The organism is Xanthomonas citri pv. citri (assembly GCF_000961215.1).
GTDB classification, from domain to species: Bacteria; Pseudomonadota; Gammaproteobacteria; order Xanthomonadales; family Xanthomonadaceae; genus Xanthomonas; species Xanthomonas cissicola.
Map to the genome: position 1 here is coordinate 1,904,772 of NZ_CP008998.1, position 16,796 is coordinate 1,921,567.

A 16,796-nucleotide genomic window follows, 5' to 3' on the forward strand; every position below is an offset into this window, starting at 1 on the left:
ACCTGAAGAATCGTCGCAATTCTGGCATAGCCGTAGTGAATCGATCGCAGCAGGTGGCGGAACAGGCGATAATCTCGCGCTATTCCACTGACGCACATATTCCGATGCTAGATCCGGCCCTGCTTCGCCAACACCCTGCCGACCTTGCCGAGCGCCTGCGCAGCACGCGCGGTTTCTCCCTGGACACTGCGGAACTGGAGTCGCTGGAGAGCGAGCGCAAGCGTATCCAGGTGCGCACGCAGGAACTGCAGAGCCAGCGCAATTCCAAATCCAAGGCGATCGGGCAGGCCAAGGCCAAGGGCGAAGACGTGGCCGCGCTGATGGCCGAAGTGGCCGGGTTCGGCGATGAGCTCAAGGCGTCCGAAGACGCGCTGGATGCGATTCGCGCCAAGCTCGAAGGCATCGCGCTTGGCCTGCCCAATCTGCCGGCCGAGGGTGTGCCGCTTGGCAAGGACGAGAGCGAGAACCTCGAGCAATCGCGTTGGGGTACGCCGCGTCAGTTCGATTTCGCCGTCAAGGACCATGTGGAACTCGGTGCGCCGCACGGCTGGCTGGATGGCGAAACGGCAGCCAAATTGTCGGGTGCGCGGTTCACCGTGCTGCGTGGTCCGGTCGCGCGTCTGCACCGTGCGCTGGCGCAGTTCATGCTGGACCTGCATGTGGGCGAACACGGTTACGAAGAAACCAACGTGCCGCTGCTGGTCAATGCCGATTCGATGCGCGGCACCGGTCAGCTGCCGAAATTCGAAGACGATTTGTTTCAGACCGAAGTGGGCGAGTCGCGCCGTTATCTGATCCCCACCTCCGAAGTGCCGCTGACCAATATCGTGCGCGAGGAGATCGTCGACGCCGAGCGTCTGCCATTGCGCATGACCGCCCATTCGATGTGTTTCCGCGCCGAAGCCGGCAGTGGTGGCCGCGATACGCGCGGCATGATCCGCCAGCACCAGTTCGAAAAGGTGGAGCTGGTGACCGCCTGTGCGCCGGAAGACAGCGATGCCGAGCATCAGCGCATGACGCGCTGCGCCGAAGTGGTGCTGGAACAACTCGGTCTGCCGTATCGCAAGGTGTTGCTGTGCACCGGCGACATGGGGTTTTCCGCGATCAAGACCTACGATCTGGAGGTGTGGTTGCCGTCGCAGAACACCTATCGCGAAATTTCGTCCTGCTCCAATTGCGGCGATTTCCAGGCGCGGCGCATGCAGGCGCGCTGGCGCAACCCGGTCAGCGGCAAGCCGGAGTTGCTGCACACGCTCAACGGCTCGGGCACTGCCGTGGGTCGCGCGATGATCGCGGTCATGGAGAACTACCAGAATGCCGATGGCTCGATCGATGTACCGCAGGTGCTGCGTCCGTACATGGGCGGGATCGAGCGTATCGGCTGAGCGCCGCTAACAGGAAGGCGGCGCCCATCAGCAGGCGGCGTGGGCGGTGTTCGGTGCGCATGTCGCGTTCGGGCACTGCGGTTGCCCGGCTAGACCCGCGCTCACCAAACGCGTGCTCGCGACGCTTTGGTAGCCGACAACTGCGAGTGTGGAGTGCAGTCTGCGTTGTCTGGCGCACATCGTTTGAGGCGTTTGAGCGCGAGCTCCTTTGCTAGTGGAGATTGACGAAAAAAAACGGGACCAGCGCTGGTCCCGTTTTTCGTTTACGGCATGTCGCCGTCATGACGATCTTTCGATGCGTCGACGCATCACGCCGCACGCTTACGCGCCAGCAGCAGCCTCTTCTTCAGACAGCCCGGCCAGCGCCGAGGCCAGCGCATCGGCGCGATGCTGCGGCGAATACGCCACGCCTTCTGCGCGCACGAAGCTGATGTCGTCGACGCCCAGGAAGCCCAATACCTGGCGCAGATACGGCTCCTGAAAATCGTTCGTGGGATCGGCATACAGGCCACCACGCGCGCTGGCAATGATGACGCGCTTGCCGCCGGCCAGGCCTTCCGGACCATTGGCGGTGTACTGGAAGGTGCGCCCGGCGACTGCAATGCGATCGATCCAGGCCTTGAGCGTGGAAGGGATGGCGAAGTTGTACATCGGTGCGCCAATCACGATGACATCGGCCTGCAGGAACTGCTGCATCACCGCTTCGGCGGCCGCGGCCTCTGCCGGATCGGTCTGCGCCAGCGTTTGCGCGGTCAGATGCGGAATCGGGTCGCGGTCGAGGTCGCGATACGACACGTCCACCTCGGGATGGAGCCGGCGCTGCTGCTCCACGACGGCGGCACTGAGCTCGCGGCTGATGGAATTGGCGCCGAGCGCGCTGGAATCGAGGTGCAGCAGTTTCATGACGGTGACCTGTGGCAAGCGGCATCGCCGCGGAGGTGTGCAGCCTAGGTCGTTGCTCTGTCGGAATAAAGGTGATTAAATATCACTTATCGTTCTATCCATGGATACATGCGCCATGCACGACCTGAATGACCTGTATTATTTCGCGATGGTGGTGGATCACGGCGGCTTTGCCGCTGCCGAGCGTGCGCTGGGCATCCCCAAATCGCGCCTGAGCCGCCGCATCAGCCAGCTCGAGACCGACCTGGGCGTGCGCCTGTTGCAGCGCTCCACGCGCCGTTTCGCGGTGACCGACGTCGGCACCAGCGTGCACCGGCACGCGCAAACCATGCTTGCCGAGGCCCAGGCCGCGCGCGAGGTGGTGGATCGTCTCAGCGCCGAGCCGCGCGGTCTGGTACGTGTGAGCGTTCCTGTTTCGCTTGCGCAGATCCAGTTGCCCAAGTTGTTGCCGGAATTCCTGGCCAAGTATCCCAAGGTGCGGCTGCAGCTCAATATCAGCAATCGCCGCGTGGATGTCATCAACGAGGGTTACGACATTGCGCTGCGTGTGCGCTCGCGCCTGGACGACGACGGCAGCCTGGTGATGCGCAGCTTCGGCCAGGTGCAGGAACTGCTGGTTGCCAGTCCCAAATATCTGGATCGCGCCGGGCGTCCCAAGGACCCCAGCGAGCTGGCCAACCACACCACCATGAGCACCAGCGAAGACGAAGCGCATCAGCGCTGGGAGCTGCACGGCCCGAACGGCGAAATGCGCCGCGTCGATCTGCAGCCACGGCTGGCCGGCTTCGACTTCCCGCTGCTGCAGTCGATGGCGCGCGACGGCTTCGGCATCACCATGCTGCCGGAAACCGTATGCGCCGAAGCGGTGCGGAGCGGCGAGCTGGAAGTGGTGTTGCCGCACTGGTCGCTGCCGCAGGGCATCTGCCATGCCGTGTTCGCCTCGCGTCGCGGCCTGCTGCCGGCGGTGCGGGTGTTCATCGACTTCCTGGCCGAACACCTGCCCCAGGAAATCGAACGCTCGCGCCTGGATTGCGGCGGCAATTGCGCCGAACTGGCGGAAAAGCTCAAGCGTGCCACCGGCACGGCGCCGCGCCTGGTGGTGGCCGAAGCGGGCTAAGCGTCCGTGACGAAGCTGGCCAAGGCCTAGGTTGACGGCCGAGGCTGGCCGGCATGTTGTCTGGCAGTCCCCTTGCTGTTCAGCAGTCAGTTCGCTTCAGATGTCCGGCGGGTTGCGTGCTTAGACGCCGTCGGCCGACCACACCGTGTAGCAGCCGAGCGGCATGCGTGGTGCAGCCCGCTGCGCCGGCCAGCGGCGGCGGTGCCACTGAGCAAAACGCGCCCGGGCATGCGAGAATGCGCGCCCGGGAGCGATCCTGGGAGAGCGGGCCGCACAGGATGTTCGTGCGGCCACAGCCAGGCCACCCGCGCGAGGCGGGTCGCCCGCGTGGCATCCGACGCCTTCGGCGGTCACGCGCAGCAGCATCGGAGAGATGGCCGAGCGGTTTAAGGCACCGGTCTTGAAAACCGGCGAAGGGTCAAACCTTCCGTGGGTTCGAATCCCACTCTCTCCGCCATACGTCGTTGCAAATCGCAGAGGTGCCGTGACGTTCCGCCGCGCACACCGCTCGTCCCATCCGCTGTCCCATACTCGGTGCGATGGTCGTCTGACGATCAATGTGTCAGCGCACGGATCACTCAGCGGCGCGCTCGACCGTGCAGTGCAGGTGGTCGCGCTGCCGGCACCTGCATCGCTGCTATCGCTTTCAGGACGATCCGGAGCGAGCAGCGCTCACCTTGCTACGGGAGCTGCACGCGCTTAAAACGCAGATGAGCCAGATCCGCGTCTGGGCATAAGCCCCTGTCCATCACTTGCTGTGGGCGCCGGCAGTGATAGTGCTGTATTGCCACTCCGCTTAGCTATTGCTGCGATGCATGACACTTCCCCCTCGATCAACGCCGACGCACCTGCGCTGCAGGCCGCTGGCGATGCGGCCGGGATACTCTGGACGATCGGTCATTCCACCAGGACCTGGGAGGCATTCGTTGCGCTGTTGGGCGCGCATCGGATTGAGGCATTGGTGGATGTGCGGCGCTTTCCAGGCTCGCGTCGCTACCCTTGGTTTGCCAGCGACACGATGGCGCAGGCATTGGACGCGGCGTCGGTGCGCTATCTGTGGCTGCCCGCGCTGGGCGGACGTCGCAAGGCGCAACCCGGATCGCCCAATGGCGCGTGGCGCAACGCGGCGTTTCAGGGCTATGCCGACCATATGACCAGCGCCGACTTCGGCGCCGGGCTGGAGCAAGCGACGGCCATGGCACGGGAGCGGCGTACGGCCCTGATGTGCGCCGAAGCGCTCTGGTGGCAGTGCCATCGCCGCTTGATTGCGGATCTGTTGCTGCACCGCCGGTGGCAGGTGCTGCACATTCTTGGCGAGACCGCGGTGCAGCCGCATCAGTTGAATGCCGATGCGCGCCCGGTTGGGCGCGATCTGATCTATCCGCCGCGGCAGGTTGGTCTGTTTTCCGCCGAGTAGGCGCCTGCGGTAAGTCGAGGCCCAGACGATCGCCGCGACCGTCGCTTGTCTATCGAACGCGATCGCGCGGGCTCACAGCACCGTTGCGTTGACCTTGAAGACGTCCACTGCGCGGGTGAGTTGCGTGGAATGCTGCTCCAACGCATGCGCGGCGGTGCTGGCGGCTTCGACCAGGCGCACGTTGTGTTGGGTGGTCTCGTCCATCTGCGCGATGGTGTGATTGACCTGTTCGATACCGCCGGCTTGTTCGTTCGAGGCGGCGGAGATGTGGGCCATGATGTCGGTGACGTGTTGGACGCTGGTGACGACTTCGCCCATGGTGGTGCCGGCCTTGTGCACGAGTGTGGAGCCGTCGGCGACGCGTTGTACGGAGTCGTCGATGAGCCGCTTGATTTCTTTTGCTGCATCCGAGGAGCGGTGCGAGAGCGTGCGCACTTCCGATGCGACAACGGCGAAGCCGCGGCCTTGTTCGCCTGCGCGTGCGGCCTCCACCGCGGCGTTGAGGGCCAGGATATTGGTCTGGAAGGCGATGCCGTCGATGACCGAAATGATGTCGGCGATGCGCCTGGAAGCGGCTTCGATGCCGGACATCTGTTCGATGACCTGGCCGACCACGTCGCGGCCTTCCGTGGCGATCGCGGCGGCGCCGCGTGCGAGCTGGTTGGCGCGGGCGGCGTGCTCGGCATTCTGCTTGACGGTGGAGGTCAGCTCTTCCATCGAGGCGGCGGTTTCTTCGAGGCTGGCGGCTTGTTGTTCGCTGCGCTGCGCCAGCTCCTGATTGCCGCTGGCGATATCTTCTGCGGCGAAGCCGATGCTGTTGGAGGTTGTCTGGATGCGGGTGACGATGTCGGTGAGGCGGTGCACGGTGCTGTTGGCGTCGTCGCGCATGGAGGCGAACACGCCGTGGAAATTGCCGGACATGCGCACGGTCAGGTCGCCATCGGCGATCGCGCGCAGCAGCCCGGAGAAGTTGGCCAGGTTGGTATCGGAGGTGGCCATCATGGTGTTGAGGTTTTCCACCATCAGGCGGAAGTCGTGCTCGAACTTCTCCGGCTGGCCGCGTAGCGCGAAGTCGCCTGCGCAGGCGGCCTGGGTCAGTTCCTGGATCTGCGCGTTGATCGCCTGCAGGTTGCGCTTGACCTGCTGCATGGTGGCAGTGATGGCGGATTTTTCGCCGGGATACTGCTCGATGTCCTGGGCAAGATCGCCAACCGCGTAGCTGCCCATGACCTCGGTCATGCGCAATTGGGTCTGCACGTGGGCGTGCACGAGCGCGTTGGTGTCTTGCACCATGTCGCCATATTCGCCGGGGAAACGCCGTGCGTCGGTGCGGTAGCTGATCTCGCCGGCGTCGTGGCGCGCAGCCATGCTGCGTTGCGCGGAGATCACTTCCTGCAGGCGCCGCTGCATCTGCTGCATGGCGCGCAGCAGTTGCCCGGATTCGTCGTTGCCGGTCGCTGCGTCCTGGCTGCGCAGGTCGCCGTCGTTGATGCGCTGGGCCAGGCGCAGCGACTGGCGTAGCGGCAGCACCACACTGCGCGTGAGCAGGAACGCGATGGCGGCGCCCAGCAGCAGGGCGACCACGGTGGACATCACCATCAGCATCGCAAAGCCGCGCGCGGTGGCAACGGCCTGCCTGGCGGCTTGGCGGTTCTTGGCTTCCTGCAGATCGATGAAGGCGTTGATGCTGGCCAGCCAGGCAATGAAGGCCGGGCGCGCTTGCTGCAGCAGGTGCTGTTGTGCCTGCGCCTTGTCGGCCGCATCGCGGAACGCGCGCACTTGCGCGATCAGCGGCAGGGTGCGCTGCTCGATGGTCTTGATCTGCTGGAGAATGTCTTTCTCTTCCGCATCGGTCGAGCTGGCGATCATGTCGTCGAGCGGTTGCGCAGAGCGTGCGTAATCGGCAGCGAGCTTGTCGATCGATTGTTCGGCGGCGTGGCGGTTCGCGGGGTCGTCCATGAGCACGACATCGCGCAGCGCGATGGCGCGGTCGTGGACACTGCCGCGGAAGTTGATCGCGTAGCGCTGCTTGACGCTGTTGACTTCATTGATGGCAGTGAGCTGCTGGTCGATGCTGCGAACGCGTTGGATGCCGACCACGGTCAGGATCACCATCAAGACGATGATCGCGAGAAAGCCCAGGGCCAGGCGCTGTCCAATGCGCAGATTCGGGAAGAAATGCATAGGGGTTCGATCGGTGTTCCGACTGGCGGAAGAGCGGGGGAGTCCCGGCAACTGCAGGGAGACGAAGGCGCGCGCGACACTGCAGGAGCCAGCGCAACGGCCGCCGCTCTAGTGGTGTCTCGACATGTTCGTTAGCGACCTCTAGCTTTGGAACTGAAGCCGTAGCGTCTGCCGGTTCAGGTGCTGGTGGGGCTGTCCACTGCGTGCCGAGCGATCTCCTCGCTCGCAGCGGCAGCGCTGCCGCGCACGGCGCACCGGCGACTGTCAACGGCGCTTTTAGGGATAACGCGAGAGATCCGGCGCCTTGATCGCAGGCGTCATCCACTTCGCAGCGAGGTTCTGCACGCTTGGCTGGCTGGCGAGTTTGAGGGCGCCATGCAGCAGATGGATGCCGAGCCGGCTATGCGGGTTCATCAGGCGTGGGCCGATCTTCGGCACGCCCTGGGCCTGCTCGACCATCGGACGCATGGCGGTGGCGTAGGCCGCGAAGGCCGCGTCCAGTGTGTCCGCCTGGGCGATCTCGTTGGCCAGCACATACGCGCCGGTCACTGCCAGGGTGGCGCCGATCCCGGCCAATGGCGTCGCGCACCAGGCCGCATCGCCGGTGAGCACGGTGCGGCCGCTGTGCCAGCGTTGCATACGCACCTGGCGTAGGGCATCGAAGTAGAAATCGTCGGTGCCGTGCATGCCATCGAGTACGCGGGCCGCTTGCCAACCGGCGTCGGCAAAGCGCTCGTGCAGGTAGGCCTTCTGGGCGTCGACGCTCCAGTCCTGTTCGCCCTCGGGCGGTTTCTGCAGCGAGAGCATGGCGCGCGTGGTGCCGTGCCGGTCGGGTCGCAACGAGATGCTGCGCCCGCCGGTGGTGTGGTACCAGCGCCACAGCCGGTCGTCGTCGGCGCTGCGCGGGATGGTGAAATAGGCGATGGTCAGATCCATCCAGCGCGGATCGTTTTCCCCGGGGAAAACCTGTTCGCGCGTCGAAGAGCCCACGCCTTCGGCGACGATCACTGCGTCGAAGCGTTCGCTGCATCCGCTTTCGAAGGTAACGGTTGCGGCATCGCTGCCGGCAGCGTCTTCGATGCTGGCGATGCGGTCGCCGAAGCGATATGCCACATGGCTGCGCGCGGCATCGTAGAGCAGGCGGGCCAGATCGCCGCGCAAGATCTCCAGTTCGGCGGTAGGGCCATCGCCATCGACGTCTTCGGTCTTGAAGGTGGCGACGGCCTGGCCGTGCGCGTCGATCCAGGCGGTGCCTTCTTCGCCGGTTCCCTGGGCCAGCGCGGCACGTTCCAGGCCCATGCGTTGCAGCACCTCACGGCCGACACCACGGACATCGATGTTCTGGCCGCCATCGCGAAACCGGGTGGCGCGTTCCGCCACGGTGACATCGAAGCCGCGATGGGCGAGTGTCCAGGCGGCAGTGTTGCCGGCGATGCTGGCGCCGGTGATGAGGATGCGACGCGGCATTGCAGTCACCGTGGGCAGGAAATATCAGGCATGATATTACACGTCTTGCCCGTGACGCTCCATGTTCGCGATCAGCCGGTGCATCAACGCGACGGTCTGCTGCACCTCGTCGGTGGAAAAGCCTTCCAGCGCCACTGCGTTCATACCCAGCAGCGCACGCCCACCGAGCTCGGCAATCTTGCGCCCGCGGGCGGTGAGCGCCACCAGCGCGGCGCGGCGATCCTGCGGGGTCGGGGTGCGCTTGATGAGCTTCAGTCCCTCCAGCTTGTCCAGCAGCGCCACCATGGCCGGCTGCTTCACGGCCGAGGCGATGACCAGGTCGCGTTGCAGCATCGGGCCTTTCCAGGACAGCAGCATGATCGGGCCGATCAGCGCCAGCGACACGCCGTGCGGCCGCAGCTGGGCGTCGACCAGACGGTTGAAGACCCGCGCCGCATGGTTGGCCAGGTACCCTGGCGCGACCGCAGCCTGCGGATGGATGAGTTCATTCTGATCAAGCATTTGGACGACCGTGCGTTGCCCTGGGGGCCATCGGGCAATGTTACGTCTCCTGCAGTGCGGCATGGCGGTCGGCGCCGCGTGGCAACGTGCGCAAGCCTGGTGGCTTGGCTGTCAAGGCGATATCGCGCTGCTGTGCTGCCGAAGACGGCACGGCCCCATGCGCGCAGGCCAACGGCCGTACCGGCCGTGGCGTAGGCTGCGTGCAGCCGCAAACGCAGGCGGGGAAGCTGCCTGGTTCAGTCGCCGCAGACGGGTGTGGCTGGACGCCACCTGCCATAGGCCAGATGATGGGCGACCGCGCGCCGCTTGGTCTTGCCGACGAGTCGTGCGCCTGCGGCGACCTGGTCTTTTCAACGGTTGGACATGATGCACGGATGGGTGATGGAGAAGCTCACGGCAGGCGACCTCGCGGTCGTGCGCGGCGCGTGCCGTAGCGGCGACCTGCGTGTGGACGCACAGCGGGTACGCCGTCTATGAATGCGGAATTTCCGCACGGCAACAGCGTCATGGCGCAGGCGGTGCGCAACCACCCCTGGGCGGCGAGCCCGCTGGGACCCACCGCACAGTGGCCATCGCCATTGCGCAACGCGGTCGATCTGATGCTGGGTTCGCCCGAAAGCATGTATCTGGTGTGGGGCGATGCGCTGACCTTTTTCTACAACGACGCCTACACGCCGATCCTGGGGCCGCGCCAGGCGCAGGCGCTGGGCGCGCCGCTGCGCGTGCTGTGGGCCGATGCCTGGGAGGCGGTGCGCGAGCCGATCGAGGCGGCATTCGTCGGCCAGGCATCGCGCTTTGAGGAAGTGCCCATCGGCATGAACCGTTACGGCGTGCCGGAGCAGACCTGGTGGACGTTCTCGTTCTCGCCGATCTACCTGGACGATGGCCGGGTGGGCGGCGCGTTCTGTGTCACCAATGAAGTCACCGCGCGCAAGCTGGCGCAGGCGCGGCTGGCCGACGAACACGAGCGCCTGATCCGCCTGTTCGAGCAGGCGCCGATGTTCATGGCGTTCCTGAGCGGGCCGCAGCATCGGGTGGAGTTCGCCAACCCGTGTTATTCGCGTCTGATCGGCCACCGCGATGTGATCGGGCGGCCGTTGGCCGAGGCGCTGCCGGATGCGGTGGAGCAGGGGCATGTGCGTCGCCTGGACGAGGTGTACCAGTCCGGGCGCGCGTTTTCGGCCAATGCGCTGCCGTACATCGTGCAAGCGGTGCCGGGTGGTCCCACCGAGCGACGCTTGCTGGATCTGGTCTATCAGCCGATCGCAGGCGCCGACGGCACCATCTCCGGCATCTTCGTGCAGGGTCTGGACATCACCGACCGCATCAGCCTGGAACGCGCGGTGCGCGAGGCCGAAGTGCGCAACCGGCAGATCCTGGACAGCGTGATGGACTACGCCATCATCGCCACCGATATGCACGGGCGGGTGACGTCGTGGAACGAGGGTGCCCGGCGCATTCTGGGCTGGAGCGAGGCCGAGATGCTCGGGCAAACGCTGCAGCGCACCTTTACTCCGGAAGACGTCGAACAGCGGCAACTCTTGATCGAAGCGGCGGCAGCGCTGGAAAGCGGCAGCGGCATGGACGAGCGCTGGCACGTGCGCAAATCCGGCGAGCGGTTCTGGGCCAACGGCTCGCTGATGGTGTTGCGCGAAGAAACCGGCGAGGCGATCGGGTTCGTCAAGGTGTTGCGCGATCGCACCGCCGAGCGGCTGGCCAGCGAGGCGCTGCAAAAGAGCGAGCGGCGCCTGGACGCACTGGTGCGCGCGTCGTCGCAGTCGATTTTTTCCGCCAGTGCCCACTGGCGCGAATTGCGCCAACTGGTGGGCGACGGCGTGCTGAGCGACGCGGTGTCGGCCACGCCCGACTGGCAGACGATGGTGCACCCGGACGACCGCGCGCGGTTGGCGCAAGCGCTTGCGCAGGCGACTGCCACCAAGTCTGGTGTGGATGTGGAATACCGGGTGCTGGGCGCAGATGGGCATGTGGGTTGGACCTTGATGCGCGCGATTCCGTTGCTCGATGAGCGCGAGCAGATCGCCGAATGGTTCGGCACCTCTGCCGACATCACCGACAAACGCGTGGCCGAAGAGCAGCTGCGTCAACTTACCGAGACGCTGGAAGAGCGCGTGCGCGAACGCAGCGCGGCGTTGTTGCTTGCCGAAGAGAAGCTGCGTCAAAGCCAGAAGATGGAGGCGGTGGGGCAGCTGACCGGCGGGCTGGCGCACGACTTCAACAATCTGCTCACCGCCATCAGTGTTGGCCTGGAACTGCTGCAGACGCGCATCGAGCAGGGCAAATACGACCGGCTGGAGCGCTATGTGGAAATGGCACAGTCCAGCGCGGCGCGCGCCACCGCACTGACCCAGCGGCTGCTGGCGTTTTCGCGCCGGCAGACGCTGGCGCCCACCGCACTGGATGTGGAAGCGCTGGTGCGTGGCATGCACGACATCATTGCGCGCACGCTGGGGCCGTCGATCGCGCTGCAGCTGCGTCCGGCGGACCAAGCATGGCAGGTGCTGGTGGACGCGCCGCAGCTGGAAAATGCGCTGCTCAATCTGTGTATCAACGCGCGCGACGCCATGCCCGATGGTGGGCAGCTCACCATCAGTCTGCACAACCGCGCGCTGGATGCCGCTGCCGCGCAGCAGCTGGAGCTGCCACCTGGCGATTACGTGTGCCTGAGCGTGCAGGACACCGGGACCGGCATGACGGCCGAGGTCATGGCCAGGGTGTTCGAACCGTTTTTCACCACCAAGCCCATCGGCCAGGGCACCGGGTTGGGCCTGTCGATGATCTATGGGTTCACCCGCCAGTCCGGCGGGCATGTGCGCATCGATTCGGAAGTGGGCGTAGGCACCACAATGGCCTTGTACCTGCCGCGTTTCACCGGCGTGCTGGCGCAGGACGACATGGCACCTGCCGATGCGCCGCTGCAGCGCAACGCGGCGCACAGTCGCACCGTGTTGTTGGTGGAGGACGAAACCGCGATTCGTGTGTTGATTTCCGAAGTACTCACCGAAGCCGGATACCGCGTGATCGAAACCGCCGAGGGCAGTGCGGCGGTGGAGCGCTTGCGCTCGCAAGAGCACATCGATGTGCTGGTGACCGACGTCGGCCTGACCGGCGGCCTCAACGGGCGTCAGGTTGCCGATGCCGGGCGGCAATCGCGTCCTGCATTGCCGGTGCTGTTCGTCACCGGCTATGCGGCCAGTGCCGCAGTGGGCGCGGGCCAGCTCGACGATGGCATGGAGGTGTTGACCAAGCCATTCCAGGCCATCGAGCTGGAGCGGCGGGTGGCGCAGTTGCTGGAGCGTCGCGCCCACTAAGCGTTGCGGGTGCCAGCTGAGAGTGGCTGGCTGCACCGACATTCATTGCTTGAGACATGCGTATGCCCGTGCAAGTCGCTGGACAGATGCGGAGTGCAGACGCGGTTGCGTCTGCCTAGAGCGCCGTCTGTACGATGCCCAGCAGATCGCGCAAGGAAAATGGCTTGGTCAAAAGACGCATGCCGGTATCCAGAAAGTCGGCACGTTTGGCGATTTCGCCCGCGTAGCCAGTCATGAAGACGATGGGCAGCGCCGGGTAGAGCATGCGCGCCTGATCGGCAAGGTCGCGCCCGTTCATGCCAGGCAGGCAGATGTCCGATAACAGCAGATCGAACGGACATGCCCTGGTGAGTTGCGTCAGCGCGTGTTCGGCGTCGGCAGAGGCCACCACGTGGTAGCCCTCGTCGCCAAGAATGTCTGCAGCCATTTCGCGGATTGCGTCGTCGTCTTCGACCAACAGGATGCGTGCGTTGGGTAATGCGTAAGCCACTACGGTCCTCGAGCGATCGCAATGCTGCGATGCTTCGCCCTGCACGGTAGGCGCACCCGCGTGACGGCAGTGTGGGACAGTGCAACACGATGCGTGCACCGCTGCAGCCCTGGTCATGCACTAGGCTTGGGAATCATCGTAAAAACACGGCAATTCTGGTGATTTGCGATACCCGCAACAGCCATGACGTGCCTTGCGTCAAGTAAAGCAAACTGATCAGTTCAGTCGCTCCCACCGGGTCATACTGTCCGCGTGTTAAATTCAGTTCCATGAAGAACGTGACGCAGATGATCGCAAACCGCATCACTACTGGCAGTACCGGGCTCGACACTATCGTGCGAGGTGGGCTGCCCGCCAACCGCTTGTACCTGCTCGAAGGCCAGCCCGGTGCCGGCAAAACGACTTTGGCGCTTCAGTTTCTGTTGGATGGTGCGGCCAAGGGCGACAGCTGCCTGTATGTGACCTTGTCTGAAACCATCGACGAGCTCACCGAAGTGGCCGCTTCGCATCATTGGTCGTTGGAGTCCCTGCATATTTTTGAGCTGGCATCCGCCGAGGCGTTCTTGGGCGAACGGCGGCAGCAATCCATCCTGCATCCATGGGAGATGGAGCTGGATGGCACCATCAAGCTCATCCAGGCCGAAGTGGATCGGGTCAAACCGACGCGGGTGGTGTTCGATTCGTTGTCCGAGTTGCGCCTGCTTGCGCAGGATTCGCTGCGCTATCGGCGCCAGGTGCTGGCGCTCAAGCAGTATTTCGCGCCGCGCAACATCACGGTGTTCCTGGTGGACGATCTGACCGGCGAGCACGGCGAGCGCGATGCGCATCTGCACAGCCTGTGCCATGGGGTGATTTCGCTGGAGCGCATGACGCTGGAGTTCGGTGCGGCGCGGCGCCGGATGCAGGTGCAGAAATTGCGTGGCGTAGATTTCATCGCCGGCTATCACGATCTGGCCATCGTCACCGGCGGTATGCGCATCTATCCGCGTTTGATCGCCTCCGACCACCACCTGCCATTTGTCGGCGAACCGGTAGGCAGCGGAGTGGAGCGCATCGATGCATTGCTGCATGGCGGCCCGTTGCGCGGTACCAGCACGCTAGTGACAGGGCCAGCCGGCTCGGGCAAGACCAATCTGGCATTGCAGTTCGTGGTTGCCGCGTGCGAGCGCGGCGAGCATTGCTGCGTGCTGGAGTTCGACGAGCGCACCGGCACCTTGTTGAAGCGTGCCGAAGGCCTGGACATGGATCTGCGCAAATATATGGACGCGGGTCTGCTGGAGTTGCACCAGATGGATCCGGCCGAAGTCACGCCGGGCGAGTTTGCCTGGACGGTACGCGGCAGCGTGGAGGAGCGCGCGTGCCGCATCCTGGTGATCGACAGCCTCAACGGGTATCTGGCGTCGATGCCGCAGGAAAAGCAGCTGATGTTGCAGATGCACGAGCTGTTGTCGTATCTCAACCAGAGCGGGGTGACCACGTTCCTGATCAACCCGCAGCAGGGGCTGGTCGGCAGCATGGCGACCAGTAGCACCCTCAATGTCTCCTACATGGCCGACACCGTCGTCTTGCTGCGCTTTTTCGAGGCGAAAGGACGCATTCGCAAGGCCTTGTCGGTGATCAAGAATCGCAGCGGCGCGCATGAAGATGCGATTCGCGAACTGCGCATCGGCAGCAGCGGCCTTCAACTGAGTGAGCCGCTGGAGAAATTCCACGGCGTGTTGACCGGTACGCCGCAGTTTGTCGGAGACGACGGCCCGTTGCTGGATCGTCCCGTTGACTATCTGTGACGCGGACGGCTCCATCGTTCATATCATCGCGCCGTTCGGACGCGATGCGCAGAGCATTGCCGGCATCGTTGGCGAACGCGGGCTAGCGCGCCGGGTCCATGCCACGCTGGACGCGCTGGCGGGCGACCTGCACGATGGTTCCGGCGTGGTGGTCCTGACCGAAGAAGCGATCCGCGGCGACCTGCATGCGTTGTCGCACATCCTGCAAGGCCAGCAGGCCTGGTCGGACATTCCGTTCGTGTTGTTGCGCACGCCGCGGGGTGCGCACAACCGCCGGCAGGTGCGTCTGCCGGCCGAGATGACCAACGTCATCGAGTTGGAGCGGCCGCTGAGCTCGGCCTCGTTGCTGAGCGCCATCTCCACCGCGTTGCGCGCACGGCAGAAGCAGTTCGTCATCCGCGACCAGCTGGCGCAGTTGGCCGAAAGCCGCACCGCGCTGGCGCAGAGCGAGGCCGAACTGCGCCGGGTGACCGATGCGCTGCCGGTGCTGATCGCTTTCATCGACAAGAACTTGGTGTACCGCTTTGCCAATCGTTCTTACGAAGACTGGATTGGTGTGCCGCCTTCCAACGTGATCGGGCGGCCGTTGGCGGATGTGGTCGGGCCTGCGGTGGTTCAAGAACGCCGCGCCTGGATCGAGGCCGCGTTGGCCGGTCAGACGTTGACCATTGAAACCAGCTGGCCGCATGCCGATGGCCGCCGCCGCGATGCGGAAATCCGCTACATGCCGCGCTTTGATGCGGACGGCAAGGTGGATGGATTCCATGTGTTCGCCACCGATGTGACCACACGTGCGCTGGCGCTGGAATCGATCCAGCAACAGGCCAACCTGCTGGAGGTCAAGGTGGCCGAGCGGACCGCCGAGTTGCAACAGCAGATGCTGGCGCGCGAATCCAGCGAAGCGGCGCTGCGCCAGGCGCAGAAGATGGAAGCGGTAGGCCAGCTTACCGGTGGCATCGCACACGATTTCAACAACATGCTCACCGGCATCTTGTCTGCGCTGGATCTGGCGCGGCTGCGCATCGACCAGGGGCGCACCGAAGGGCTGGGCCGCTTTCTGGATGTGGCCTCCGCCTCGGCATTGCGCGCAGCTGCGCTCACCCAGCGCCTGCTGGCATTCTCGCGGCGTCAGTCGCTACAGGCGCGGGATCTGCAGTTGAACGATCTGGTGGCGTCGTTGCAGGAGTTGCTGGCGCGCACGTTGGGCGAATCGGTGCGTCTGGAGATCGATCTGTGTGCGGAACTGCCGCAGGCATACGTTGACGAAAATCAGCTGGAAAGCGCACTGATCAATCTGGCCATCAACGCCCGCGATGCCATGCCCGACGGCGGGCAGCTGCGTATCGCAACCCGGCAGCTGCAGGTGGAAGATCAGCCGCTGGAACTCGGCCGTGGCATTGCCTTGGCGCCGGGGCGTTACGTGGTGGTGTCGGTCGCAGATACCGGGACCGGCATGCCCGCCGACGTGCTTGAACGCGTGTTCGAGCCGTTCTACACCACCAAGCCGATCGGCCAGGGCACCGGCCTGGGCATGTCGATGATCTACGGCTTCATACAGCAGTCCAACGGCCAGGTCTGGGTGGAGTCGCAGCCGGGCGCGGGCACCACGGTCAGCCTGTATCTGCCCGCCGGGGTTGCGGCGCAAACCGCAGTGCCGCAGACGCAGAGCGATGCGGTGCTGGCAGGGCAGGGCCAGCAGGTGCTGGTGGTGGAAGACGACGAGCAGGTGCGGCTGCTGGTCACCGAACTGCTCAGCGAGCTGGGTTACCAGGCCGACGTGGTGGCCGACGCGGACGCGGCGCTGCCGATTCTTGCCTCGCCACGGCGGATCGACCTGCTGGTCACCGATGTCGGCCTGCCGGGCCTCAACGGGCGCCAGTTGGCCGAGATCGCGCGGCAGTCGCGGCGCGATCTGCCGGTGATCTTCATGACCGGCTACGCGGAAACGGCACGCGACCGTGGCGAATTTCTCGGCGAAGGCATGAGCATGATCGCCAAGCCATTCACGCTGGGCGAGTTCAGCGGAAAGCTGCACGAAGTGCTGGGGCCTTCGGCCTGAGTGCGGCTAACGCGATGTAGCGAGCCCGTTGAACGTGGGTGATCCATGGAAGCGGTGGGTACGAGTGGTTGCTTTCGCTCTTGCGTGCCGACCTCGCCTGTGTCGCGATTGCCTGCCTTTTCGTCAGATGCACTCAAGCTGGCGCAAGACGCGGCAA

General features: G+C 64.9%; 11 protein-coding genes and 1 tRNA gene. 7 read left to right on the forward strand and 5 right to left on the reverse strand.

The annotated features are described in order from the left end of the window. Window positions 1-104 precede the first annotated feature (104 nt). Window positions 105-1,385, forward strand: coding sequence for a serine--tRNA ligase (gene serS / locus AMD14_RS08910; RefSeq protein WP_003485789.1), 1,281 nt, complete (start codon window positions 105-107; stop codon window positions 1,383-1,385). Window positions 1,386-1,706: 321 nt separating this feature from the next. Here the strand turns inward: serS and AMD14_RS08915 are convergent, their stop codons facing one another. Further along, window positions 1,707-2,288: an FMN-dependent NADH-azoreductase gene (locus tag AMD14_RS08915; RefSeq protein WP_011051060.1), complete on the reverse strand. Its 582-nt coding sequence runs from the start codon at window positions 2,286-2,288 to the stop codon at window positions 1,707-1,709. Window positions 2,289-2,388: 100 nt separating this feature from the next. Here AMD14_RS08915 and AMD14_RS08920 point away from each other — a divergent pair, with 100 nt between their 5' ends. The 3 genes from AMD14_RS08920 to AMD14_RS08930 all read left to right on the forward strand — a co-directional run bounded on the left by AMD14_RS08920 (window position 2,389) and on the right by AMD14_RS08930 (window position 4,822). Next, window positions 2,389-3,405, forward strand: a complete 1,017-nt coding sequence (locus AMD14_RS08920) for a LysR family transcriptional regulator (RefSeq protein ID WP_015463061.1) — start codon at window positions 2,389-2,391, stop codon at window positions 3,403-3,405. A gap of 367 nt (window positions 3,406-3,772) precedes the next feature. Beyond that, window positions 3,773-3,862, forward strand: a tRNA-Ser gene (locus tag AMD14_RS08925). Between the two features lie 354 nt (window positions 3,863-4,216). Further along, window positions 4,217-4,822, forward strand: coding sequence for a DUF488 domain-containing protein (locus AMD14_RS08930; RefSeq protein WP_011051068.1), 606 nt, complete (start codon window positions 4,217-4,219; stop codon window positions 4,820-4,822). A gap of 72 nt (window positions 4,823-4,894) precedes the next feature. Here the strand turns inward: AMD14_RS08930 and AMD14_RS08935 are convergent, their stop codons facing one another. From AMD14_RS08935 to AMD14_RS08945, 3 genes are all read right to left on the reverse strand, one after another. After that, window positions 4,895-7,006: a methyl-accepting chemotaxis protein gene (locus AMD14_RS08935; protein ID WP_003481709.1), complete on the reverse strand. Its 2,112-nt coding sequence runs from the start codon at window positions 7,004-7,006 to the stop codon at window positions 4,895-4,897. 276 nt (window positions 7,007-7,282) lie between these two features. Beyond that, on the reverse strand, window positions 7,283-8,473 hold the full coding sequence (locus tag AMD14_RS08940) for an FAD-dependent monooxygenase (protein WP_011051070.1): 1,191 nt from the start codon (window positions 8,471-8,473) through the stop codon (window positions 7,283-7,285). A 36-nt stretch (window positions 8,474-8,509) separates the two neighbouring features. Continuing rightward, window positions 8,510-8,974: a MarR family winged helix-turn-helix transcriptional regulator gene (locus AMD14_RS08945; RefSeq protein WP_003481719.1), complete on the reverse strand. Its 465-nt coding sequence runs from the start codon at window positions 8,972-8,974 to the stop codon at window positions 8,510-8,512. A 473-nt stretch (window positions 8,975-9,447) separates the two neighbouring features. Here AMD14_RS08945 and AMD14_RS08960 point away from each other — a divergent pair, with 473 nt between their 5' ends. After that, on the forward strand, window positions 9,448-12,303 hold the full coding sequence (locus AMD14_RS08960; protein WP_011051071.1) for a PAS domain-containing hybrid sensor histidine kinase/response regulator: 2,856 nt from the start codon (window positions 9,448-9,450) through the stop codon (window positions 12,301-12,303). Between the two features lie 115 nt (window positions 12,304-12,418). Here AMD14_RS08960 and AMD14_RS08965 read toward each other — a convergent pair whose 3' ends face one another. Then, window positions 12,419-12,763: a response regulator gene (locus AMD14_RS08965; protein WP_033479739.1), complete on the reverse strand. Its 345-nt coding sequence runs from the start codon at window positions 12,761-12,763 to the stop codon at window positions 12,419-12,421. Window positions 12,764-13,062: 299 nt separating this feature from the next. Here AMD14_RS08965 and AMD14_RS08970 point away from each other — a divergent pair, with 299 nt between their 5' ends. Together AMD14_RS08970 and AMD14_RS08975 are read left to right on the forward strand one after the other, a co-directional pair. Next, window positions 13,063-14,580 carry an ATPase domain-containing protein gene (locus AMD14_RS08970; RefSeq protein ID WP_011051072.1) on the forward strand — a complete coding sequence of 506 codons (1,518 nt, stop codon included), beginning with the start codon at window positions 13,063-13,065 and terminating at the stop codon, window positions 14,578-14,580. Continuing rightward, window positions 14,567-16,639 (forward strand): ATP-binding protein, encoded by a 2,073-nt coding sequence (locus AMD14_RS08975; RefSeq protein WP_011051073.1) that lies wholly within the window; start codon window positions 14,567-14,569, stop codon window positions 16,637-16,639. The genes AMD14_RS08970 and AMD14_RS08975 overlap by 14 nt, the downstream gene beginning before the upstream one ends. Window positions 16,640-16,796: the final 157 nt, after the last annotated feature.